This window comes from Verrucosispora sp. WMMD573, assembly GCF_027497175.1.
In the GTDB taxonomy this organism is placed as follows: Bacteria; Actinomycetota; Actinomycetes; order Mycobacteriales; family Micromonosporaceae; genus Micromonospora.
The window spans coordinates 5,091,827-5,115,523 of the sequence record NZ_CP114901.1; the positions used below are offsets into that span (position 1 = coordinate 5,091,827).

The following is a 23,697-nucleotide window of genomic DNA, read 5'->3' on the forward strand; positions in this document are numbered from 1 at the left end:
ACCGTCCGAACGCTGCGTGAGCCGTGACTGGCCTGACCGTTGAGCAGACGATCACCCGTGCCCACCAGGAGGAGTGGGCGCGGGTGGTCGCCAGCCTCGCCCGCCGCTTCGGTGACCTCGATGTCGCCGAGGAAGCGACGGCCGAGGCGTTCGTGACGGCCGTGGAGCGGTGGCCGCGCGAGGGCGTACCACCCAGTCCCGGCGGTTGGCTCGCCACCACCGCGACCCGCAAGGCGATCGATCGGCTTCGTCGCGATTCGCAGCGCGACGCCAAGCACCGGGCGGCCCGGATCGTCCACGACGACTCCCCGGCCGAGCCGACCGGTGCGGTCGAGGACGACCGGCTCAGGCTGGTCTTCACCTGCTGCCACCCGGCGCTCGCGATGCAGGCCCGGGTGGCGCTGACGCTGCGCCTGCTCGGCGGTCTCACCGTCGGCGAGATAGCCCGCGCCTTCCTGGTCCAGGAGACCACGATGGCGCGACGGATCACCCGCGCCAAGGCAAAAATCAGGGCAGCGGGCATCCCCTACCGGGTACCCGCGGCCGACGACATCCGCGAGCGGGTCGTCGGCGTGCTCGCCGTCGTCTACCTCGTCTTCAACGAGGGCTACCTCGCCAGCGAGGGAGACGAAGCGGTACGCGTCGACCTCAGCGAGGAGGCGATCCGCCTCGGCCGCCTGCTCCGAACCCTCCTCCCGGACCACGGCGAGGTGGCCGGCCTGCTCGCCCTGATGCTGCTCATCGACGCCCGACGGCCGGCGCGGGTGTCCCGCACCGGTGAGCTGCTGACCCTTGCGGAGCAGGACCGTAGCGCCTGGGACCGCGCCCGCATCGCCGAGGGCAACGCCCTGCTCCACGAACGGATCAAGGTAGTGGCGGCCGGCGGTGAGCCACCCGGGCGCTACCAGTTGCAGGCCGCCATCAACGCCGTGCACACCAACGCCCCCTCCAGCCGAGCCACCGACTGGTCCGGCCTCCTCGCCCTCTACGACCAGCTGTCGCTGATCGACCCCTCGCCGATCGTGCGACTCAACCGGGCGGTCGCCGTCGCCGAGGTCGACGGCCCTGCGGTCGGCCTCGCCGAGATCGAACCGCTCGACGAGGCTCTCGACGGTTACCACGCCCTGCACGCCGTCCGAGCCGACCTGCTGCGACGGCTCGGACGCCACCGCGACTCACGAGCGGCGTACGACCGGGCCATCGGTCTCGCCGGCAATCCCGCCGAACGGGCCTACCTCACCCGCCGCCGCGACCAGCTCGCCGGCTGACCGGTGGAAAAATCTGCTCGACAGCTTGTCGGATGGGCGGCGGGTCGCTCGTAGATCAGGCGAGAGGCGGCCGGAGGGGCCGCCGGGACAAGGAGTTCTGCGATGGCGCGGTACTTGATCTCGTTCAACGACGGCGCGATGGACCACATCCCCGACGAGGATTGGCCCGACGTGGGCAAGGCGGCGCACGCGGTGACCCAGGAGGCCGTGAACGCCGGGGTGTTCGTGTTCGGCGCCGGACTACAGCGGCAGCGGGCCAGCGTCGTGGCCACGGACGGGCTGGTGACCGACGGCCCGTACCCGGAGACGAAGGAGGTCATCGGCGGATTCGTGGTCGTCGACGTGGCGGAACGCGAGGAGGCGCTGGCGTGGGCCGCCAAGATCGCCGTCGCTTGCCGGTGCGCGCAGGAGGTGCGGCAGCTCATGCCGGACCCCGAGACCGACGAGATGCTACGCCAGGCCGGCCTACGAGGCTGACCTTCCGCCGTTCGGTTGTCTTTCGGTCCGTTCTGGCCCAATGGGTCAGGTGCGGGTGCCCGGACTCCCCCGTTGTCCGGGCACCCGCGTCACGACGACGCGACCGAGGAGCACAGCCCATGCGGAGCACCATCAACAGCGCCACCGTGAGCGAGCTGGACGCCCCAGGCGGGCACGCGGACCACACCCGGCTGCTGGAGCAGACCCTGTTCGAGGTGAAGCGGGTGATCGTCGGCCAGGATCGACTGGTGGAGCGGCTGTTGACCGCCTTGCTGGCCCGGGGTCACTGCCTGCTGGAAGGCGTTCCCGGCGTGGCCAAGACCCTCGCCGCGGAGACTCTGGCCACAGCGGTGGGCGGCAGCTTCGCCCGAATCCAGTTCACCCCCGACCTGGTGCCGTCGGACCTGATCGGAACCCGGATCTACCGAGCCTCGACTGAGACGTTCGACGTCGAGCTGGGGCCGGTCATGGCCAATCTGGTCCTCGCCGACGAGATCAACCGAGCCCCGGCCAAGGTGCAGTCGGCGCTGTTGGAGGTGATGGCCGAGGGACATGTCTCGATCGGTGGACGGACCTACCCGGTCCCCACGCCGTTCCTGGTGCTGGCCACTCAGAACCCGATCGAGTCCGAGGGCGTCTATCAACTGCCCGAGGCGCAACGGGACCGCTTTCTGATGAAGATCATGGTCGACTATCCAACCGACGACGAGGAACTGGGCATCCTCTACCGGATGGGCGCCGGCACCCCGGCCGCCCGGCCGGTGCTGGACCCGCCCCGGCTGGCGGCGTTACAGGCCCGGTCCCGCGAGGTCTTCGTCCATCACGCCCTGGCCGAGTACGTCGTACGGCTGGTGCTGGCCACCCGCGACCCGCGCCGGTTCGGGCTACCTGACGTGGCCGCGCAGCTGGCGTACGGTGCCAGCCCTCGCGCCACCCTCGGTCTGGTCGCCGCCGCCCGGGCGCTGGCGTTGCTGCGTGGCCGCGACTACGTGCTCCCCGCGGACGTGCGGGAGATCGCCGGCGAGGTGCTCGCCCATCGGCTGGTCCTCTCCTTCGACGCGGTCGCAGACGACGTCGACCCCGGCGAACTGGTGCGGCAGGTCGTCGAGGCGGTACCACCCCCACAGATCGCTCCCGCCCAGGAGGTCCAGGGGCCGGGCCTGGGGACGGCGGCATGAACGAGAACGCGACGAGCCTCGGGCACCTGGCGCCGCAGCGCCGGCTGCGCCGGCTGGAGCTGACCATCACCCGCCGGCTCGACGGCTTGCTGCACGGCCAGCACCTGGGCCTGCTGCCCGGCCCGGGCAGCGAGCCGGCGGGCAGCCGGGAGTACCGCCCCGGCGAGGACGAGGTACGCCGGATGGACTGGTCGGTGACCGCGCGAACGACCGTGCCGCACGTGCGTACCGTCGACGCCGACCGGGAGCTGACCACCTGGGCGCTGGTGGACGCGACGCCCAGCATGGACTTCGGCACCGCCGAGCTGGAGAAGCGGGAACTGGCGGTGGCGGCCGTCGCCGCCGTCGGCTTCCTCACCGCCGGCTCCGGCAACCGGCTCGGCGCGCATCTGCTCGGGGATACCGGAGTGCGCCGGTTCCCCGCCCGCACCGGCCGATACCACCTGCTCAGCCTGCTGCGCACCCTGATGGAGGTGCCCCGCGGCCGACCGGCCAGCGACCCCGTGCCGCTGGCCGAGGCCATCGACGGGTTGCGCCGGTCGGCCGGCCGCCGCGGGCTGACGGTGGTCGTCTCCGACTTCCTGGACGGCCTACCCGACGAGGGCGTCGCCGGCGCCGGAGGCGGTCCCCCGGACTGGGAGCGACCGCTACGGCGGCTGGCCGCGCGGCACCAGGTGCTCGCGGTCGAGGTCCGCGATCCGCGCGAGCTGGAGCTGCCCGACGTCGGCCTGATCACGCTGCTCGACCCGGAGAGCGGGCGACGGCGCGAGGTCGCCACCGGCAGCCGCCGGCTGCGTGACCGCTATGCGGCGGCCGCCGCCGCACAACGGCTGGCCGTGGCGCGGGCGCTGCGCCGGGCCGGCGCGGTCCACCTACCGCTGAGCACCGACCGGGACTGGATCGCCGACATCGTCCGGCACGTCCACACCCAGCGCCGGCTGGCCCGGGCGACCCGACCGACGCACGGAGGAGCCGCGTGAGCTGGGAATCCCCCGAACGGCTGTGGCTGCTGGCCGGGGTGGCCGCCCTGGTGGTCGGGTACCTGGTGCGTCAGCGCCGACACAGCCGGTACGCCGTCCGGTTCACCAACCTGCGCCTGCTGGACAAGGTGGCACCGGCCCGCCCGGCGTGGCGCCGGCACGTACCGGCCGCGCTGTTCATCGCGATGCTGGCGCTGCTGGTGGTCGGCTTCGCCCGCCCGACCGACGAGGTACGGGTACCCCGGGAACGGGCGACCGTCATCGTGGCCGTCGACGTGTCCCGGTCCATGCTCGCCGACGACGTACCGCCGGACCGGCTGCTCGCGGCCCGGGAAGCGGCCCGTGAGTTCGTGGCCGACCTGCCGGCGGAGTTCAACGTCGGGCTGGTGGCCTTCGCCGGCAGCGCGTCGGTGATGGTCGCACCGGGCGGCGACCGTGAGTCGGTCACCGCCGGCATCGACCAGCTCGACGAGGGTGTCACCGGCCGACCGGGAACGGCGATCGGCGAGGCCATCCACGCCTCGCTGGAATCGATCCGCACCCTGGACGCGCAGGCCGCCGAGGATCCGCCGCCGGCAAGGGTGGTGGTGCTCTCCGACGGGGCGAACACCTCGGGACGGGACCCGGCGCAGGCCGCCGCCGACGCCGTGCAGGCCGGCGTACCGGTCGACACCATCTCCTTCGGCACCCCCGACGGACGCATCGGCGGCGGCCAGTCGGTCCCGGTCGACGGGGAGACCCTGCGCGCCGTGGCCGAGCAGGCCGGTGGCGGCCACTACCAGGCGGGCAGCGGCGACGAGTTGCGATCCGCGTACGCCGACATCGGCTCGTCGGTCGGTCATCGGCTGGAGCGTCAGGACGTGTCGGCGCGGTTCATCGGCGCCGGCCTGGTGCTCGCCCTGCTGGCCGCCGCCGGCTCCCTGTTCTGGTTCTCCCGACTGCCCTGACGGCCGTCTTTCGAACCTCTTCGAGGAGGGGACATCGCATGCACAGCACGATTGCGGGGTTGGGTGAACCGCGCGGACCACGCTTCGTCTCGCCTGCCCTGCCGGCCGACGAGCAGCCGCCCGCTTCCCCTGCGGTCGCGGCAGTCCCGGCCGCGCCGACGGCACCCGACCCGGCGGTCGGGAACCCGGAGCCTGCCGTCGGAGCGCCGCGATGGCCCCGGCTGCTGCTGGCCGGGCTGACCGTGGTGGCGGTGTCGACAGGTGCCGGCGGCGTCGCCGGGCACCTCACCGCCGGCGACGCACCGGCAGCCAGCCCGGGCTCCGCGCCGGCCGGTCCGACCGGGAGTACGGCGGCCGACCTGGTCACCGCCGCCGACCAGGTGCTGGCTGGAGTGGTGTCGGTGCGGGTGACCAGCGGTGGCCGGGGCGCCTCCGGATCGGGGTTCCTGATCGACGACCGGGGACACGTGGTCACCAACAACCACGTGGTGGCCGGCGGCAACACGTTCCAGGTGGTCGGCCGGGACGGCCGTCGGCTCACCGCGCGGTTGGTCGGCCGTGACCCGGGTACGGACATCGCCGTGCTGCGGGTCGATCCGGGCAACGGGCTGCGCCCGCTGCCGCTGGCCACGGCCGGCCAGACGCGGGTCGGTGAGCCGGTGCTCGCGGTCGGTTCGCCGCTCGGGCTCTCCGGCACGGTGACCGCCGGGATCGTCAGCGCGCTGGACCGGCCGGTTCGTCTCGGCGCTGGGGCGCGGCAGCCGGCCTTGCAGACAGACGCGTCCATCAACCCCGGAAACTCCGGTGGTCCACTCGTCAACGGCCGGGGCGAGGTGGTGGGCGTGAACACCGCCATCGCCACACTGGAGGGCAGCGGCAACATCGGAATCGGCTTCGCCATCCCGGTCGAGCGGGCGGCTCAGGTGGCACAGGGGCTGATCGCGAGAGGATAACTGACAGATGCGGCTGCTCGTGGTGGAGGACGAAGAGGATCTGGCCGGCGCGCTGCGGGTCGGGCTGGCCCGGGCCGGCTACGCCGTCGATCTCGCCGCCGACTCGGCGCAGGCGTACGACCTGCTGCTGGTAAACGCGTACGACCTGATGTTGCTCGACGTCAATCTGCCCGATGGCGACGGGTTCGCGCTGTGTCGGGCGATCCGGTCCGGCACGGTCGAGGTGGCCGGCGGGCGGGATCTTCGGGTGCTGATGCTCACCGCCCGCGGTGCGTTGACCGACCGGGTGCGTGGCCTGGACGAGGGTGCCGACGACTATCTGGTGAAACCGTTCGCGCTCGTCGAGTTGCTGGCGCGGGTGCGGGCGCTGCTGCGCCGGGACACCGGCGGCACCGGAGTGGTCCTCACCGTGGGCGCGTTGACCCTGGACGTGGCGCGACAGGAGGCCCGCCGGGGCAGCCGGCAGTTGCACCTGACCCGGAAGGAGTTCGGCGTCCTGGAGTACCTGATGACCCGTCCCGGGCAGGTGGTGCCGGCCGAGGAGTTGCTGGAGCACGTCTGGGACGCCAACGCCGACCCGTTCACCGAGACCGTCCGGGTCACCGTGGGTACGCTGCGGCGCAAACTCACCGGTGGTGGCGACGACCCGGCGATCGAGACCGTCGTCGGGCGCGGCTACCGGCTGCGGGAGGTGCTGGCGTGACTGTCTTCCGGTCGATCCGGTTCCGGCTGACCGTGCTCTACTCGACGCTGCTGTTCGCGCTTGCCGGCGCCGGGCTGCTGGTGGCGTACGTGGCGGTGGACCGGGCGGTCGATCCCAAGCCGATCACCAAGCGGTACGAGGCGCAGTTGGTCAAGCTCAAGAGCGACGGGCGTACGGTGCCGACCGGCACCACGCTCGAGGTGGCCGAGGTGCAGCAGATCGAGGACGAGGTGAACCTGCGGCTGTTGCAGACGGTTCGGGATTACTCGTTGATCGCCCTCGGCGGGCTCTTCGTGGCCAGCCTCGGCATCGGGTGGGTGCTCTCCGGCCGGGCGTTGCGTCCGGTCGGCGCGATCGCCCGCACCGCTCGGGAGATCCAGGCCACCGACCTGTCCCGCCGGATCCGCCTGACCGGTCCTCGCGACGAACTGCGCGAGCTCGGCGACACCATCGACTCGATGCTCGACCGGTTGGATCATGCCTTTCACGCCCAGCGGCAGCTCATCGACGACGCCTCGCATGAGCTGCGCAGCCCGTTGGCGATCATCCGAGCCAACCTCGACGCCTCGCTGACCGCGCCGCAGGCTGGTGAGCAGGAGCGTGCCGCGGCGGTGGCGACGATCGACCGGGCCACCACCCGGATGTCCCGGCTGGTCGAGGATCTGCTGGCCACGGCCCGTCGGGACGCCGACTCGATGTCCGACACGGACGTGGACCTCAGCATCGTGGCACGCGAGGCGGGCGACGACTTCGCCGCCCTGGCCACCGGTCGCGGGCTACGCCTGCGATACGCGCTCGGCCCGGATCTCACCCTGATCGGCGACCCGGACGCGTTGCGCCGGGCCGCCGGCAATCTGCTGTCCAACGCGGTACGCCTGTCCCCTCTCGGCGGGGCGATCAAGGTGGCCACCGGCCGGGTGGACGACTGGTTGTGGCTGGCCGTCGCCGACGAGGGCCCGGGTATCGCCGAGGCCGACCAGACCCGGGTCTTCGACCGGTTCTGGCGGGGCGAGGCCGGGCGGGGAGGCTCCGGTGGTGACCGGCGGACCGGGTTGGGGCTGGCCATCGTGCGGCAGATCGTCGAGTCGCACGGTGGACAGGTGGCGGTGTTCTCCCAGCCGGGTGCGGGCAGCACCTTCGTGTTGTGGCTGCCGGCCGCCGACCGGACCGGGGACACTCGGCCGCCGACCAGCACGCCACTGTGACTGTCATCCAACTGTCATCCAACCGTGCGGTCGACTCCAAGGTCGTTGCGCAAGGTGGTGATCGATCGGGACGGCGCGTCGAGTCGCCGGCATCAACGACGAAGGAGACCGCTGTGGTGATGCCGTGGCCTTGGCCGATGCCCGACGATCACTCCTTCCGGGCGCTGTGGGACGAGCCACAGCATCACGACGAGGATGTGCGTCTCGCCGCCCTGGTCGCGCAGCGGCTGAGCGCCGACTGGTCGACCCGCCGGCAGCAGATCACGGTGATGGTGCAGAACCGGGTCGTGATCCTCACCGGCCTGGTCGCCAGCGCCGAGACCCGCCGCGCCGCCGGTGAGCTGGCCTGGGACATCGAGGGCGTGACGGACGTCTGCAACGCGCTACGGCTGGCCGGCCACCGGCGAGGTCGCCGCTGATGAACTTCGGCTCGTCCACGGTGCCCGGCACCGGTGCCGTGGACGAGCCGGACCCGGACAGGCCGTCTATTCCGATGGGTCCGCTGCCGCAGCGTGATTCTGCAGGCGGGCGAGCGCGTCGGCGCGGTTGTCCGCGATCGGAAACAGCTCGTCCAACCGGGTGACCCGGAGCACCTGACGGATCAGCGGCGAGGTCGACGCCACGCAGAGCAGTGCACCACGTTCCGTGGCGCCGCGATGAGCGCGAACGAGCAGCCCGAGCGCGGTGGAGTCGAGAAGGTCTGTCCGGCCGAGGTCCACCAGGACGTGTCCGCCCATGTCGGCCGCGTGCCGCAGCGCGATGCCGAGGGTGTCACCGGTGTCGAGGTCGACATCGCCGGCGACGGTCACCACGGTGACGGCACCGAGGTGCTCGATCCCGAGGATGCCACCGGGTACGCCGGCAGCGGCGGGGCCGAGTTGCGTGCAGTGCGCACAGCGGTGCGGACCGTCGGCGAGCGGGGAACCGCTCCAGCCGTGCTCCGACACCAGCGGCCACACCACCTCCGCCTCGGAGTGCGTCCGCGGCCCGGTAACCGTGTCACCGCAGTTGTCACAGGTCAGGGTGACCAGGTGGTCATCGAGAACGACGGCCATGGCGCGCTCCTTCCCAGGTCGGAGGGGTTGGAGTCCCACCCTGCCGGGGCCAGGTGGCGGGCACCGCGCGGACACATGACGGTTGGGTGACGAATCGCCTTCGCGCTGCTTGCGGGTCGGATGGGCGACGACGGTGTCGCGCACGTCGTCCCCTTTGAGACGATAGACGCAGAGAGATCAGTTGATCCCTGTGTGCGACGGGAGGTCGAAGAATGCGAAAAGCACTACCCGCAGACGAGCCGGTCGGCACCCTGGACGTGGTGCACCGGTTCCGCGGCCCGATGCCCACCGGGGTGACCGTCTCGCACCGCGGCCGGATCTTCGTCAATTTTCCCCGTTGGGGTGACGAGGTGCCCGCCACCGTGGTGGAACTGCGGCGCGGACGCGAGGTTCCCTACCCTGACCTGCGGTGGAACACACCGTCCGGCGACGACGATACGTCCGCGTTCGTGTCGGTGCAGAGTGTGGTGGTCGACCCGGCCGACCGGCTCTGGGTGCTCGACACGGGCAGCCCGCTGTTCCAACCGACCTCGCCCGGTGGGCCGAAGCTGGTCCGCGTGGACCTGAGAACCGACACCGTCGCCCAGGTGATCACTTTCCCGCCCGAGGTGGTGCTGCCCACGTCGTACCTCAACGACGTGCGCTTCGATCTGCGCCGCGGCGAGGCCGGCCTGGCATACATCACCGACAGCGCCGACGGTGCCCCCAATGCCCTCATCGTGGTCGACCTGGCCAGCGGGGCGTCGTGGCGGCGACTCAACGACCACCCGTCCACGAAGGCCGCGCCGCTGGAGGACTACCGGCCGGTGGTCGAGGGACGCCCGTTCCTGGTCCGGCCCCCGGACGCGCCCCCGCAGCCGGTCGGTGTCGGTGCCGACGGCATCGCGATCTCCGCCGACGGCACCCGGCTGTACTACTGCGCCCTCGCCACCCGCCGCTGGTACAGCGTCGCCACCGAGGCCCTGGCCGACCGCGCCCTGAGCGACGCGGTGGTCGCCGCGACGGTGGTCGACGAGGGCGACAAGGGCGGCGGCGCCGACGGCCTGGAGTCCGACGACGCCGGGCGGATCTACCTCACCAACTACGAGCACAACGCGGTGCTGCGACGCCGGCCCGACGGCGAATACGAGACCGTGGTGCACGATGCCCGGCTGCTCTGGCCGGACACGCTCAGCGTGGCCGCCAACCGGCACCTCTACATCATCGCCAACCAGGTGCACCGGCAGCCGCCGTTCAACCGCGGTCGGGATCTGCGACGCAGGCCGTACGCCCTGTTCCGGACCCGCATCGACGCGGGTCCGGTGCTGCTGCGACCGTGACGACCAGCACGCCCCGATCGGGTGGAAACGTCACCCGACCGGGGCGGCTTGCCGCGCGCCGCGGATAGCGTCGGGGGGAATGCCCACGAGGTGAGGAGCGGGTCGTGACCGAGCCGGAGGAAGAACGCGAGAAAAGCGCGAAGACCGACCCGGTGCTGTTCTCCCCGGACGGCGACCCACACCACAATCCAGCACAGGCGCCGCTACCGGACGAGCACCCGCCGGTCACGTACTCCCACGACGGCGAAACCGACGTGATCGACGGCGAGCAGTAGAACCCACACGGCCCCGGTCAGCTCGGCGATCGCGCCGTCGCTTCGGAGCGGGCAGCCCTCACCTTGGCGGTCAGCTCGTCGTCGTAGCGGGCCAGGGCACGTCCGTCGGCGGAGTAGGCGATCAGCTGCCCGTGCGCCATGGTGGCCGAACGGAAGGAGAACGTCCGGACTCCGGGATAGGCGGCCAGCAGCGGAATGGTGCGCGGTGGGCCGCCCGGAGCGGAGTGGTAGTCCAGCCGCGCCACTTGATCGGAGACCACGCCGTTGACGCGCACCTTGGTCTTCTCGCTGCGGGTGCCGAAGGTGACCGGGGCATCGGTGCCATAGCGGGCGCACTCCACCGGCCCCCGGCAGACGAAGAAGTACCGCGAGTTGACCACGTCCGGCAGGCGGTACGCCTTGAAGGTGGGATCGGCCCCGGCGGGCAACGGTTGCACGGCGAAGAACGCCAGTGCGCCCACAGACGCGACGCCGATCCGCAGCCGCCCCCGTTTGGCGGCCCGGTCGGGATGGGTGCGGGCGGCGGTGAGCGCGACCGCGCCGAACCCTGCCACGCAGAGCGTGACGGTGCCGATGGCACGGGCGTTCTCGAAGAGGAACTGCACACCGGGTCGCATCGACACCGGGGCCAGCACCACACCCAGCGACAACACCATGCTGGCCAGCAGCAGGGCACCGGCGACCCGCCGGATCGCGCCGACGGCACCCACCAGCAGCATCGCGGCCAGCACGGTCCACACCTGGTGGTGGGTCCAGGAGACCGGGGACGCGGCAACGGTCGCGCAGCCGACCAGCACGGCGGCGTGCCCCGGTCGCCCCAGCCGGGACAATGCCCCCGCCCGGAGCAACGCCAGGGCGCAGATGGCTACCACCAGGGCGGCCCAGATCAGCGGAAGGGACTCCTCGTCCATGCCGATACGAAGCAGCATTCCGTGCACCGACTGGTTGCCCAGCGACGCCAGGTTGCCGATCCGGGAGGTCTGGGTGACGGTGCCCGCCCAGTAGGTCAGGCTCTCGGCGGGCAGGACGGCCAGGGCGAGCGCTGCGCAGCCGACGAAGGCGGCCAGCGCGCGAGCAGCATCGCGGTACCGGCCGCAGGCCAGGAAGTAGATCACGAACAGCAGCGGCGTCAGTTTGATCGCCGCCGCCACGCCGACCAGCACACCGCGCATCCGTGACGGCGGTGCCATCCCGTCGAGCAGCGCCATCAGCACGATGAAGATGCTCACCTGACCGAACCGCAGGTTGCTCTGCACCGGCGCGGCGACCATGAGCACCGCTGCCACCGCCGCGATGCTGACCGACGTCGGCACGCGATCCCCGGTCGCGCCCCGGCTCGGTCTGGCGATGCTGCCCTCTACCAGGGCGCGGCCGACGGGTACGGCGATGGCGACCACGGCGGCGCAGGTCGCTGCCAGCCAGAGCGCTTCGACCGCGCCGAGCGGCACTGTCGTGATCGGCCAGAGGACGAGCGCCGCGAACGGCGGGTAGGTGAACGGCCCGCCATTCGGCGCCACGTACCCGTAGAGCGGACGCCCGGCCCGCAGATCGGTAAGCGCGCCGTGGTAGATGTGCAGGTCGGACAGGCGGTCGGGGCGCCGCAGCACCAGCGCGACGGAGAGCGCTGCCGCGACCGCGAACCCCACCCACAACAGCGCCGCCCGTCGATCCCGCATGGGCAGAGATTAGTTGTACGCGCGACCGCTGGGCGCGATGCCACCCGCCGCTCGGCGCGGCCCCGCCACCGCTCAGCGCGGCCGTCCCACCACACCTTGTGACGCCGCCGGGTCGGCGAAGACAATCGTCGATGTTCTGAGAGCCGGACGAGGTAGGGCACCGGGCAGCCCTCGATCGGAACGCCACCATGTCCCCTTCCGTCCGGAGGACCCGTTCCATGAGAAAAGCGATCCGACTGTGGTGCGCCGCCCTGGCAACCATCGTCCTGACCGCGCTTGCCGCGCTGTCGCTCCCGACATCGGCGTCGGCCGCGACGCTGACCGAGGTGACGAACTTCGGTACCAACCCGAGCAACCTGCGCATGTACCTCTACGTACCGGACCGGGTCGCGCCACGGCCGGGCCTGCTGGTCGTGGTCCACTACTGCACCGGCAGCGGGCCGGCGATGTACTCGGGCACCCAGTACGCCCGCCTGGCCGACCAGTACGGCTTCATCGTCATCTACCCGTCGGTGACCCGCAGCAGCCAGTGCTTCGACGTCTACTCGCAGCAGGCGCTGCGTCGCGGTGGCGGCAGCGACCCGGTCGGCATCATGTCCATGGTGGAGCATGTCCGGAGCCGCTACTCGGTCGATCCGGCCCGGATCGCCGCGACCGGCACCTCGTCCGGCGCGATGATGACGAACGTCCTGCTCGGGCTCTACCCGGACGTCTTCCGGGCGGGTGCGGCCTTCGCCGGGGTCCCCTTCGGCTGCTTTGCCACCACCGGCGGCTCGGAGTGGAACAGCGAGTGCGCCAACGGGCAGATCAGCCGTACCCCGCAGCAGTGGGGGGACCTCGTCCGCAACGCCTATCCCGGGTACACGGGCCCACGGCCACGGATGCAGATCTGGCACGGCACCAACGACGAGATCCTGCGCTACCCGAACTTCGGCGAGCAGATCAAGCAGTGGACCAACCTGCACGGGCTGAGCCAGACCCCGACCTTCACCGACAGCCCGCAGCCGGGTTACACCCGGACCCGCTACGGCGGTTCCGGCGGTGACGCACCTGTCGAGGCGATCAGCATGCAGGGCGTGTCGCACAACCTGCCGGTCGACGCCGCGCAGGCGATCCGCTTCCTCGGGCTCGACGCCGGGCCGCCCACCCCGACGCCGACCCACCCGACCCCGACCCCGACGCCCACGCCCACGCCCACCCCAACCCCCACGCCCACTACGCCGCCGCCGTCGCCGACGGTGCCGCCGGGGACGGGCTGCCGGATCGGGTACGCGGTAAACGCCTGGAATACCGGACTGACCGCATCGGTGACCATCACCAACACCGGTACCACGGCGGTCAACGGCTGGAACCTGGCATTCACCCTGCCCGCCGGGCAGACCATCACGAACGGCTGGAACGCGACCTACTCGCCGACCTCCGGGGCGGTGGCCGCCCGCAACGTCTCCTACAACGGCACCATCGCCCCCAACGGCTCGGTCACCATCGGCTTCCAGGCCAACCACAGCGGCAACACCGCCAGCCCGCCCTCGTTCACCCTCAACGGCGCTCCCTGCACGGTCAGCTGACCGTCGCCCCCAACCGGCCCGGTGTCCGTACGGCGGTCGCGTACGGACACCGGCCGCCAGGTAGCGCCACCGTGACCGCCCGCAACGTCGGGGGTTCCAGCCTGCTGCTCAACGGGACGATCGACGCGACGGTGACCGGCCGGGGCATCTTCTGCGCCTCCGAGCCCGGCGGCGGGGCGGTCAACCTCACCATCAGCAACATCACCCTCCGCAATTCGAGCATCAACCGCTGCTGACCATGCCGGGGCCACCCGCACCGTCCCGGGTGGCCCCGGTCTCCGGCGGCCTGTCACCGTACGGCCCGGGCGCGCGAGGTCCCCGGGGTGTGTCGGGCCGAACGGCCGCCCTGCCGAGTCGGTTGACAGATCTTGGGGGTGATTTCAGACTGGCTCGCGTCGAGCCGTCGGCCACGGTGGGGAGCCTGGATGAAGATCGCCGATGCCCGGGTCATCGTCACCTGTCCCGGCCGGAACTTCGTCACGTTGAAGCTCGTGACAGACGACGGGGTGACCGGGGTCGGCGACGCCACCCTCACCGGCCGGGAGATGGCGGTCGCGAGCTACCTGACCGAGCACGTCGTGCCGCTGTTGATCGGCCGGGACGCCGACCGGATCGAGGACACCTGGCAGTACCTGTACCGGGGCGCGTACTGGCGACGCGGTCCGGTGACGATGAGCGCCATCGCGGCGGTGGACACCGCGCTGTGGGACATCAAGGGCAAGGTGGCCGGGCTGCCGGTCTATCAACTGCTGGGCGGCCGCAGCCGCGACGCGGTCACTGTCTACGGCCACGCGAACGCGCCCACTGTGGACGGCCTGCTCGCCGAGCTGGCCCGCCATCTCGACCTCGGGTACCGCGCGATCCGGGTGCAGTGCGGCGTGCCCGGGCTGGCCGACACCTACGGCGTGGCGCGGGACGGCACGTCCCACCAGTCGCCGGTCTCGCCCGTCCCGGCCGAGACCGAATGGAGCAGTGAACGGTATCTCACCCACGTGCCGTCGGTCTTCGCCCAGGTACGCAGCGAATTCGGGCCGGAGGTGAAGCTGCTGCACGACGTGCACCATCGACTCACCCCGATCGAGGCCGCCCGGCTGGGCAAAGCTCTGGAGCCGTACGCGCTGACCTGGCTGGAGGACCCGGTGCCAGCGGAGTTGCAGGAGGGCTTCCGGCTGATCCGCCAGCACACCACCACGCCGCTGGCCGTCGGCGAGGTTTTCAACACCATCTGGGACTGCCAGCAGCTCATCACCGAGCAACTCATCGACTACGTACGGGCCACCGTCGTGCACGCGGGGGGCATCACCCACCTGCGCCGGATCTTCGATCTCGCCCACCTCTACCACGTACGCAGTGGGTCGCACGGCACCACCACGCTGTCCCCGGTCTGCCTGGCCGCGGCCCTGCATCTCGACATCAGCATCCCCAACTTCGGGCTGCAGGAGTACCTGCCGCACAGCAAGGCGACCGATGCGGTCTTCCCGCACTCGTACCGCTTCGCCGACGGTTTCCTGCACCCCTCGGAGGAACCAGGGCTCGGCGTCGACATCGACGAGGAACTGGCGGCGCGGCATCCGTACCGCCCGGCTTCGCTGCCGGTGAACCGGCTGGAGGACGGCACCCTGCACAACTGGTGACCACCCGAGGCCCGGCGCGGAAGCTCCGCGCCGGGCCCGGTGAGGTGCCGGTGGATCAGCTACCGGTGCAGGTGGGGGTACCGGATGGACCGGTACCGGTGCCCTGGAAGCCGAACTCCGTGGTGGCACCGGCGTTCACGGTGCCGTTGTAGCTGACGTTGCGGAACGTCACGTTGCCGCTGTTGCCGCTGGCCTGGGCGTTCCAGGTGTTGGTCACCGAGCTACCGCCCGGAATCCCGATGCCCACCGACCAGCCGTTCAGTCTCGCGGAACCGGCGGTGACGCGGATCGTGGCGACGAAACCACCGTTCCACTGGTTCAGGGACACCGTTGCCGTGCAGCCGGACCCGCCGGGCGGCGGGGTGGTCGGCGGCGGGGTCGTGGGCGGCGGCGTGGTGGGCGGCGGGGTCGTGGGCGGCGGCGGGGTCGTGGGCGGCGGGGTGGTGCCGCCCGAGTTCAGCGCCTGGAGCGTCGCGTCGTACGCCTGCTTCTTGTTGCCGTTGCCGTCGAAGAGCAGCGGGGTGCCACCGGAACGCCAGGAGTCGGTGTCCCGGATTCCCCACACGGTGATGCCGTTGCAGCGGGGCACCGCGAGGCAGTCGTTGACCACGTTGCGGTAGGTGTTGGCCTGGGTGCTGCCGGAGCCTTCGATGTCCAGCTCGGTGATCTGCACGTCCACGCCGAGCGCGGCGAAGCTGGACAGCGTGGTGCGGTAGTTGCTCGGATACGGCGAGCCGCTGTTGAAGTGCGACTGGAGGCCGACGCAGTCGATCGGCACGCCACGCTGCTTGAAGTCCTGCACCATCCGGTAGACGGCCTGAGTCTTGGCCCAGGTCCAGTTGTCGGTGTTGTAGTCGTTGTAGCAGAGCTTGGCGCCCGGGTCGGCGGCCCGGGCGGCCCGGAACGCGGCCTCGATCCAGTCGTTACCGGTGCGCTGCAGGTTCGAGTTACGGCGCGCGCCGTTGTTGCCGTCGTCGAACGCCTCGTTCACCACGTCCCACGAGTCGATCTTGCCGCGGTAGTAGGTCGCGACCCGGGTGACGTGGTTCAGCATCGCGTTACGCAGCGCCGTGCCTTCCATCTGCTGCATCCAGCCAGGCTGCTGCGAGTGCCAGGCCAGGGTGTGCCCCCGGACCTTCCAGCCCCGGGACAGGGCGTGGTTGACGATCCGGTCCGCGTTGCCGAACGTGAAGTTGTTCTGCTGCGGCTCGAGCGCGTCGATCTTCATCTCGTTCTCGGCCGTGACCGAGTTGAACTCGCGGTTCAGGATGCCGACGTAGGTGGAGTCGGACAGCTTGTTCGCCGCCACCGCGGCACCGAAGTACCGGCCGGACTGGGCCGCGGCCGCACCGAGGGTGGACTCGGCGGCCTGGGCGCTGGAGGTCACCACCATGCTGGTGGCGACGAGGGCGAGACCGACCGCGGCCGAGACCAGCGCGGCGCGCGGTCGCAGTCGGGTAGCCGGCCGCCCGCTGGCGCGGGCGTGGGCGTTGTTCATGGCATGAGCCTTTCGACGAAGCCGTGCTGATGAGAAGCCGGCCCCGACTACTGCCCAACACGATGGCCTCCGTCGCCGACGCGGTCGCCCGGATGCCGCGTCGGCCGGTGCACTCAGCCGGCCATCATGAGTAGATCGAGGCTGTTGTATCGAAAACCTTATCGAAACAGGTCCGAAAGCTCAACGCGCCGGAGCACTCTTTGACCGCCTGTCCCCGTCCCGATCCGACTCCGCTGTCGTCCGCGCGCCACCGGGAATGTGGTCATGCCGGTGAGATCAGAGCCCTCGAAAGTTTCGGGCCGTCCGGCCGGTCCGTGGTCCCGGCACCGAGCACCTCGGCCAGCCAGCGCAGCTGCCGACGCACCTGGGTGGCGTCGCCGTGTTCGTGGCCGTTGAACGGATAGACGTGCATCGTGCGCTCGGGAGGCGGACCACCGGCGGCGGCGCCGTAGTGGTTGTAGGCGGCGAACCCGGTGCTCGGCGGGCACACCATGTCCCGCAGCCCGACACCGAAGTGGACCGGCGCGTTGGCCCGACGGGCGAAGCTGACCCCGTCGACGTAGGACAGGGTGCGCCGTACGGCCGGCTCCGCGTCGCGGTTGACCGCGAGGTAGTTGACGATCTCGCCGTACACGCCAACCTCGGTGATCTCCAGCGCCCGCTGGGGGTGGCAGAGAAACGGCGCGGTGGTGAGCACGGCGGCGAGGTCACTGACCAGCCCGGCGACTGCGAGGGACAGCCCGCCGCCCTGACTGTTGCCGGCGGCCACCACCCGGTTCGGGTCGACTCGCGGCAGCGCCCGGGCCGCCTGCACCGCCCGCACCGCATCGGTGATCAGCCGGCGGTAGTAGTAGCCCTCCGGGGTCATGATGCCGCGGGTCACCGGCGACGGCCCGCCGGGCGCTTCACCGTGCGGGTCCGGCGTGTCCCCCGCGCCGTACTGGCCGGACTGTCCCCTGGCGTCCATCAACAGGTGGGCGTAGCCGGCAACCGGCCAGGTCAGGCGCTCGTGTGGCAGCCCTCGACCACGGCCATAGCCGACATACTCCACGATCACCGGCAGCGCCTCGTCGACCCCGGCCGGACGGTTGTACCAGGCCCGGACCGGATCGCCGCCGAAGCCCGCGAAGGTGACGTCCCAGCTGTCCACCAGGCGCAGGTCGGTCGGTTCGGGTCGGAGGTCGAGCAGCACCGGCGACTGCGTCGCCGCGTCCAGGGTCGACTGCCAGAACGCGTCGAAGTCGGCGGGTTCAGCCACGGCCGGGGCGTACTGCCGCAACTGATCCAGTGGGAGGTCGAACAGGGGCATGGCTCCTCGCAGCGGGCTCGGTCACGAATGTGGGGGCGGTGCGGTGCTCTCCCGGATCACCAGCTCGGCGACCAGGTCTATCCGGCTGGTGGGCAGGGCGTTGCCACGGGCGAGATCAAGCAGCATCTGGGTGGCGGTGCCGGCCATGTCGCGCAGCGGCTGGTGGACCGTGGTCAGGGCCGGACCGATCCAGGCCGAGAGCGGCAGGTTGTCGTAGCCGACCACCGACACGTCGCCGGGGACGTCGATGTCGAGCTGCCGGGCAGCCCGCAACACGCCCAGCGCCTGCAGGTCCGAGCCGGCGAAGATCGCCGAGGGCCGGTCGGGCCGACTGAGCAGCTCGATGCCGTGAGTGTAACCGGCGTCGAGGTGGAAGTTGCCATAATGGATCAGCGTGGCGTCGATCGGCACGCCGAGTTCCTCGTGGGCACAGCGGAAGCCGGCCGTGCGGGCCCGGGCGCAGAGCACCTCCCGTGGGCCGGAGATGAGCGCGATCCGGCGGTGCCCGAGATCCAACAAGTGTCGGGTGGCGATCAGCCCGCCGTTCCAGTTGTTCGAGCCGACGGTGGGCACGGAGGCCACACTGGCGCTGTCGGTGTCGATGACGACCACGGGAATCGACTGGCGCTGCAACTGCTCTCGCTGCTGGTCGGTGAGGTTGCACATGACCAGCAGCACCCCGAGGGGACGCCGGGCGACCGCCCCGTCGACCCAGGACTGCGGTGGCCGACGGGCGGCACTGAGCTGCGACAGCACCACCTTTACCCCGGTGAGGGCGGCGACCGCCTCGACTCCCCTGATGATTTCCAGGGCCCAGTCGGAGCCGAACTCGTGAAACACCAGGTCGATCTGGCCCTCGCCGGACGCCCGACGGGCGCGCCTGCGGTAGCGGTGCCGTTGCAGGCTGGCCTCGACCCGTGCCCGGGTCGCGGCGGCGACGTCCGAGCGTCCGTTGAGGACCTTGGAGACCGTGGCCGAGGAGACCCCGACCTCCCGCGCGATGGTCGCGATGGTCGCGGAGCCGAGGGCCGCCGGCGAATGCTTCTCTGCCATCCGATCCTCTGCAACGAGTCCGAAATTTTCGGAGACTGTAACACGCAGCGGACCGACGGAGGGTGACCCGAGTCGATACCGCCGCACTCGTGGGGATGAATGCCGGCAATCGCTTACCAGCATGACAAGTACGGCCTGAACAGTCTTTCCATGCCCCTTGACAGGCTCTGTCGACGCCCTTAGGTTCCCCGACACAGGTGTCCGACTAGTTTCCGAAAATTTCGATAATCGCCGTGCTCCACGGCGGTCGGCGTGGCCTGCCGGGAGATCTCCCGGCTCCGGCCGGAGGGGTTCGCATGACAAGTCAGCTGCCCGTCGACGACCGATTGGCGTCCACGCACGCCGATCGGTGGCGTGATCCGAGACTGCGACCGGACGAACGGGCCGACGCGCTCATCCCGCTGATGTCGCTGGAGGAGAAGCTCGCCCAGCTGGTCGGCCTCTGGGTCGGTGCGGACGCATCCGGTGAGGGCGTCGCTCCTCATCAGACCGACATGGTCGAGCACACCCCGCCGTGGTCGGAGGCGATCCGGCACGGCCTGGGGCAGCTGACCCGGCCGTTCGGCACCGCGCCTGTCGATCCGGTCCTCGGCGCGCGTTCCCTGGCCGCGTCCCAGGCGCAGATCGTCGCGGCAAACCGGTTCGGTATTCCGGCGCAGGTGCACGAGGAGTGCCTCACCGGTTTCGCCGCCTGGCGGGCGACCGTCTACCCGACCCCGCTGAGCTGGGGTGCGGCCTTCGACCCGGAGCTGGTCGAGGAGATGGCCGGGCTGATTGGCCGGTCGATGCGCGCCGCCGGCGTCCATCAGGGACTCGCCCCGGTGCTGGACGTCACCCGCGACTACCGTTGGGGGCGCACCGAGGAGACGATCGGCGAAGACCCCTACCTGGTCGGCACGGTCGGCGCGGCGTACGTGCGCGGGCTGGAGCGGGCCGGTGTGGTCGCGACGTTGAAGCACTTCGCCGGCTACTCGGCGTCGCGCGGTGGCCGGAACCTGGCACCGACGGCGATGGGGCACCGGGAACTCGCCGACGTGATCCTTCCGCCCTTCGAGATGGCCCTGCGGCTCGGTGGGGCGCGATCGGTGATGAACTCGTACGCCGAGATCGATGGCGTGCCGGCGGCGGCCGACGAGGATCTGCTCACCCGGACGTTGCGTGATCGGTGGGGCTTCGACGGGGTGCTCGTCGCCGACTACTTCGCCGTCCGGTTCCTACAGACCCTGCACGGCGTCGCCGCCGACGCCGCCGCGGCGGCGCGGCTGGCGCTGCGGGCCGGCATCGATGTCGAGCTACCCACCGTGGATGCCTACGGCGCGCCCCTGGCGGCGGCGGTACGATCCGGCGAGGTCAGCGAGGGCCTGGTCGACCGGGCGCTGCGGCGGGTGCTGATTCAGAAGATCGAGCTGGGGCTGCTCGACGAGGGCTGGCAGGAGTTGCCGGCGGATGTCGAGGCGCTGCGCTTGGACGACGAGGCCGGTCAGGCCGTCGCCCTGCGGCTGGCCCGCCAGTCCGTCATCCTGCTCCGCAACCAGGACGGGCTGCTGCCCCTCGCCGATCACCAGCGGGTCGCCCTGATCGGGCCGGTCGCCGACGACGCGATGGCGATGCTCGGCTGCTACACGTTCCCGCTGCACGTCGGCGTGCATCACCCCGAGCACGGCACCGGGGTCGAGATCCCGTCCCTGCGCGAGGCGCTCCAGCAGCGGCATCCGCAGCTCACCCACGTGCCGGGTACCGACATCACCGGCGACGACACCTCGGGCATCGCCGCGGCGGTCGAGGCGGCCACCGACGCCGACGTCTGCGTCCTGGCCGTCGGCGACCGGGCCGGCATGTTCGGCCGGGGCACCTCCGGCGAGGGCTGCGACGCGGTCGACCTCCAGTTGCCCGGAGCGCAGGCCGAACTGGTACGCGCGGTGCTGGCCACCGGCACGCCGGTCGTCCTGGTGGTGCTCTCCGGCCGTCCGTACGCCCTGGGCGACGCGATGGACAGCGCGAGCGCCATCGTACAGGCGTTCTTTCCCGGTCAGCTCGGCGGTCAGGCGGTGGCCGAGATCCTCACCGGCGAGGTGGATCCGTCCGGCAGGCTGCCGGTCAGCGTGCCCCGGCACGCCGGTGGGCTGCCCGGCACCTACCTCACCCCCATCCTGGGCCGACGCTCGAAGGTGTCGTCGGTGGACCCGACGCCGGCGTTCCCGTTCGGCCACGGTCTCAGCTACACCACCTTCGAGTGGAGCGACGCCGCGGTGAGCGACGCGCCGGGCGGCGTCACCGGGCAGCTGACGGCCTGGCCGGTCGACGGGGAGGTGACCGTCGGCGTCACCGTCCGCAACACCGGTGCCCGCGCCGGCACCGAGGTGGTTCAGCTCTACCTGCACGACCCGGTGGCGCAGACCACCCGGCCGGTGGTTCGCCTGATCGGTTACGCGCGGGTCCCGGTGGAGCCCGGCGGGGCGGCTCGGGTCAGCTTCACGGTCCCTGCGGACGTCACCTCGTTCACCGGCCTGCACGGCCGGCGAGTGGTCGAGCCCGGCGAGGTACAGCTGCGGCTCAGCCGGTCCAGCGGCGACGCGGCGGCGAGCCTGACCCTGCGGCTGGAGGGCGACGAGCGCGAGGTCGGTCACCACCGCGAACTGTTGTCCCGGGTACGCGTCGAGCCGGCACCGGAGGACCGGCCATGAGCAGCGTGACCACCCTGACCTCGTCGGCGTCCAGCCCCGACACGACGACACCGAACCCGCCGCCCCGCGCCACCCGGCAGACCTGGCGGCGTGCACTGCGGCGCGACTGGCAGCTGTACTCGCTGGCGATCCTGCCGCTGTTGTTCTTCCTGATCTTCCGGTACCTGCCGATGCTGGGCAACATCATCGCCTTCCGCCGGTTCCAGCCCGGCGGCAACATCTTCGGCGAGTACTGGGTCGGGCTGCGGTACTTCAAGATGTTCCTGAACGACCCGACGTTCTGGAACGTCTTCACCAACACGCTGGTGCTGGGTGCGCTGACCCTGCTGTTCTGCTTCCCGCTGCCGATCGTGCTGGCGCTGCTGCTCAACGAGGTACGGGCCCGCAAGCTGAAGCGCTTCGTGCAGTCGGTGTCCTACCTGCCGCACTTCCTGTCCATCGTGATCGTGGCGGCCATCGTAATGCAGCTCCTCTCCATGGACGGCACGGTCAACCAGCTCGTCCGCGCCGGTGGTGGCGACGCCATCCCGTTCCTGCAACGGCCGGAGTGGTTCCGCACCATCTACGTCTCCTCGGAGGTCTGGCAGACCGTCGGCTGGGGCACGATCCTCTACCTGGCGGCACTCACCACCATCGACGACGACCTCTACGAGGCGGCCCGCATCGACGGTGCCAACCGCTGGCGGCAGACCTGGCACGTCACGCTGCCGGGCATCCGGCCGACCATGGTGACGCTGCTGATCCTCAACATCGGCGCCTTCATGGCGGTCGGCTTCGAGAAGATCCTGCTGCTGTACAACCCGTTGACCTATCCGACCGCGGACGTGATCTCCACCTACCTGTTCCGGATGGGCTTCCAGTCCAGCAACTTCAGCTACGCCGCCGCGATCGGGTTGTTCGAGGCGGTGATCGGGTTGATCCTGGTCGTCTCGGCGAACCTGATCGCCCGCCGCACGGTGGGGACGAGCCTGTGGTGACCGTCGACGCCGCCGAGCGGCCCACCGAGACCACGCCCCGCCCCCGCCGTCGCCGGGGCATCCAGCAGACCCGGGGCTATCGGGTGTTCCAGGTGGCCAACGGAATCATTCTGACCCTCGTGGTGGTGGTGACGCTCTACCCGTTCGTCAACATCGTGGCCCGGTCGATGAGCGACGAGGCGTACATCATCGCCGGCCAGGTGAACCTCGTGCCGCGCGGGTTCACCCTGGAGACGTACCAGCTGCTGATGTCCGACTCGCTGTTCTGGACCAACTACCGCAACACCGTGTTCTACACGGTCACCGCCACGGTCATCTCGATCGTGATGACCACCTGCTACGCGTACGTGCTGTCGAAGAAGCAGCTCAAGGGGCGCGGGGCGCTGGTGGGCATCGCGGTCTTCACCATGTTCTTCACCGGCGGCCTCATCCCCAACTACGTCCTGGTCACCAGCCTGGGCCTGAAGAACAGCGTCTGGGCGATCGCCCTGCCCAACGCCATAAACGTGTTCAACCTGTTGGTGATGAAGGCGTTCTTCGAGAGCCTGCCGACGGAGTTGGAGGAGGCCGCCGCGGTCGACGGGCTCAACACGTACGGCATCCTGCTGCGGATCGTGCTGCCGCTGTCGAAGGCCATCGTCGCCACCATGGTGCTCTTCTACGCGGTGGCCTTCTGGAACTCCTGGTTCGCGGCCTTCCTCTACATGGACCGGCAGGAACTGTGGCCGGTCACCGTGTACCTGCGCAACCTGATCGCCGGTGCCACCGGCGCGGAGAACGTCGGGGCGATCACCGAGGCCAACGAGGTACAGGCCGAGGCGACGCTCAAGGCCGTGACCATCGTGCTCACCACCTTGCCGATCCTCCTGGTCTACCCCTTCGTCCAGCGGTACTTCGTCCGGGGCATCATGCTCGGCGCGGTCAAGGGCTGACCAGAA

21 protein-coding genes and 1 pseudogene are annotated in these 23,697 nt (G+C 70.8%); 17 read left to right on the forward strand and 5 right to left on the reverse strand.

What is annotated here, in order from left to right; genetic code table 11:
- The first annotated feature begins 23 nt into the window (after window positions 1-23).
- The 9 genes and pseudogenes from O7601_RS23195 to O7601_RS23235 all read left to right on the forward strand — a co-directional run bounded on the left by O7601_RS23195 (window position 24) and on the right by O7601_RS23235 (window position 8,130).
- A complete protein-coding gene (locus O7601_RS23195; RefSeq protein WP_281563198.1) occupies window positions 24-1,268 on the forward strand; it encodes a sigma-70 family RNA polymerase sigma factor in 1,245 nt (414 codons plus the stop codon).
- Between the two features lie 102 nt (window positions 1,269-1,370).
- Window positions 1,371-1,745, forward strand: coding sequence for a YciI family protein (locus O7601_RS23200; RefSeq protein ID WP_281563199.1), 375 nt, complete (start codon window positions 1,371-1,373; stop codon window positions 1,743-1,745).
- Between the two features lie 200 nt (window positions 1,746-1,945).
- Window positions 1,946-2,923: pseudogene (locus O7601_RS23205) on the forward strand (AAA family ATPase); the annotation flags it as partial.
- Window positions 2,920-3,903, forward strand: coding sequence for a DUF58 domain-containing protein (locus tag O7601_RS23210; RefSeq protein WP_281563200.1), 984 nt, complete (start codon window positions 2,920-2,922; stop codon window positions 3,901-3,903). The pseudogene O7601_RS23205 and the gene O7601_RS23210, both read left to right, overlap by 4 nt.
- Entirely contained in the window at window positions 3,900-4,850 is a 951-nt protein-coding gene (locus tag O7601_RS23215; RefSeq protein ID WP_281563201.1) for a VWA domain-containing protein, read from the forward strand. The genes O7601_RS23210 and O7601_RS23215 overlap by 4 nt, the downstream gene beginning before the upstream one ends.
- A 38-nt stretch (window positions 4,851-4,888) precedes the next feature.
- Window positions 4,889-5,803: a trypsin-like peptidase domain-containing protein gene (locus O7601_RS23220; protein WP_281563202.1), complete on the forward strand. Its 915-nt coding sequence runs from the start codon at window positions 4,889-4,891 to the stop codon at window positions 5,801-5,803.
- 7 nt (window positions 5,804-5,810) lie between these two features.
- Window positions 5,811-6,506 carry a response regulator transcription factor gene (locus tag O7601_RS23225; RefSeq protein WP_281563203.1) on the forward strand — a complete coding sequence of 232 codons (696 nt, stop codon included), beginning with the start codon at window positions 5,811-5,813 and terminating at the stop codon, window positions 6,504-6,506.
- Entirely contained in the window at window positions 6,503-7,711 is a 1,209-nt protein-coding gene (locus O7601_RS23230; RefSeq protein WP_281563204.1) for a HAMP domain-containing sensor histidine kinase, read from the forward strand. Before O7601_RS23225 ends, O7601_RS23230 begins: the two co-directional genes overlap by 4 nt.
- A 119-nt stretch (window positions 7,712-7,830) precedes the next feature.
- Window positions 7,831-8,130, forward strand: coding sequence for a BON domain-containing protein (locus O7601_RS23235; protein WP_093407153.1), 300 nt, complete (start codon window positions 7,831-7,833; stop codon window positions 8,128-8,130).
- A gap of 66 nt (window positions 8,131-8,196) precedes the next feature.
- Here O7601_RS23235 and O7601_RS23240 read toward each other — a convergent pair whose 3' ends face one another.
- Window positions 8,197-8,766, reverse strand: a complete 570-nt coding sequence (locus O7601_RS23240) for an STAS domain-containing protein (protein WP_281563205.1) — start codon at window positions 8,764-8,766, stop codon at window positions 8,197-8,199.
- Window positions 8,767-8,978: 212 nt separating this feature from the next.
- Between O7601_RS23240 and O7601_RS23245 the strand changes: the two genes are divergently transcribed.
- Both O7601_RS23245 and O7601_RS23250 read left to right on the forward strand, forming a co-directional pair.
- The gene (locus O7601_RS23245) at window positions 8,979-10,085 is read left to right on the forward strand and encodes an L-dopachrome tautomerase-related protein (protein WP_281563206.1); all 1,107 of its coding nucleotides are present in this window, start codon (window positions 8,979-8,981) and stop codon (window positions 10,083-10,085) included.
- Window positions 10,086-10,189: 104 nt separating this feature from the next.
- Window positions 10,190-10,360, forward strand: coding sequence for a hypothetical protein (locus O7601_RS23250; protein ID WP_281563207.1), 171 nt, complete (start codon window positions 10,190-10,192; stop codon window positions 10,358-10,360).
- A gap of 17 nt (window positions 10,361-10,377) precedes the next feature.
- Here O7601_RS23250 and O7601_RS23255 read toward each other — a convergent pair whose 3' ends face one another.
- Entirely contained in the window at window positions 10,378-12,036 is a 1,659-nt protein-coding gene (locus tag O7601_RS23255; RefSeq protein ID WP_281563208.1) for a glycosyltransferase 87 family protein, read from the reverse strand.
- Between the two features lie 218 nt (window positions 12,037-12,254).
- Here O7601_RS23255 and O7601_RS23260 point away from each other — a divergent pair, with 218 nt between their 5' ends.
- The 3 genes from O7601_RS23260 to manD all read left to right on the forward strand — a co-directional run bounded on the left by O7601_RS23260 (window position 12,255) and on the right by manD (window position 15,238).
- Window positions 12,255-13,604, forward strand: a complete 1,350-nt coding sequence (locus O7601_RS23260; RefSeq protein ID WP_281563209.1) for a PHB depolymerase family esterase — start codon at window positions 12,255-12,257, stop codon at window positions 13,602-13,604.
- A gap of 71 nt (window positions 13,605-13,675) precedes the next feature.
- A complete protein-coding gene (locus tag O7601_RS23265) occupies window positions 13,676-13,840 on the forward strand; it encodes a hypothetical protein (protein WP_281563210.1) in 165 nt (54 codons plus the stop codon).
- A gap of 189 nt (window positions 13,841-14,029) precedes the next feature.
- Window positions 14,030-15,238 (forward strand): D-mannonate dehydratase ManD, encoded by a 1,209-nt coding sequence (gene manD, locus O7601_RS23270; RefSeq protein WP_281563211.1) that lies wholly within the window; start codon window positions 14,030-14,032, stop codon window positions 15,236-15,238.
- 55 nt (window positions 15,239-15,293) lie between these two features.
- Here the strand turns inward: manD and O7601_RS23275 are convergent, their stop codons facing one another.
- From O7601_RS23275 to O7601_RS23285, 3 genes are all read right to left on the reverse strand, one after another.
- Window positions 15,294-16,736: an endo-1,4-beta-xylanase gene (locus O7601_RS23275; protein ID WP_281563212.1), complete on the reverse strand. Its 1,443-nt coding sequence runs from the start codon at window positions 16,734-16,736 to the stop codon at window positions 15,294-15,296.
- A 262-nt stretch (window positions 16,737-16,998) separates the two neighbouring features.
- Entirely contained in the window at window positions 16,999-18,045 is a 1,047-nt protein-coding gene (locus tag O7601_RS23280) for an acetylxylan esterase (RefSeq protein ID WP_281563213.1), read from the reverse strand.
- A 21-nt stretch (window positions 18,046-18,066) separates the two neighbouring features.
- The gene (locus O7601_RS23285; protein ID WP_281563214.1) at window positions 18,067-19,098 is read right to left on the reverse strand and encodes a LacI family DNA-binding transcriptional regulator; all 1,032 of its coding nucleotides are present in this window, start codon (window positions 19,096-19,098) and stop codon (window positions 18,067-18,069) included.
- A 296-nt stretch (window positions 19,099-19,394) separates the two neighbouring features.
- On the opposite strand from O7601_RS23285, the gene O7601_RS23290 reads away from it, so the two are divergent.
- The 3 genes from O7601_RS23290 to O7601_RS23300 are packed head-to-tail and all read left to right on the forward strand — an operon-like array spanning window position 19,395 to window position 23,691.
- Window positions 19,395-21,782 (forward strand): glycoside hydrolase family 3 N-terminal domain-containing protein, encoded by a 2,388-nt coding sequence (locus tag O7601_RS23290; RefSeq protein WP_281563215.1) that lies wholly within the window; start codon window positions 19,395-19,397, stop codon window positions 21,780-21,782.
- On the forward strand, window positions 21,779-22,759 hold the full coding sequence (locus O7601_RS23295; protein ID WP_281563216.1) for an ABC transporter permease subunit: 981 nt from the start codon (window positions 21,779-21,781) through the stop codon (window positions 22,757-22,759). Before O7601_RS23290 ends, O7601_RS23295 begins: the two co-directional genes overlap by 4 nt.
- Window positions 22,756-23,691, forward strand: coding sequence for a carbohydrate ABC transporter permease (locus tag O7601_RS23300; protein WP_281563217.1), 936 nt, complete (start codon window positions 22,756-22,758; stop codon window positions 23,689-23,691). Before O7601_RS23295 ends, O7601_RS23300 begins: the two co-directional genes overlap by 4 nt.
- Window positions 23,692-23,697: the final 6 nt, after the last annotated feature.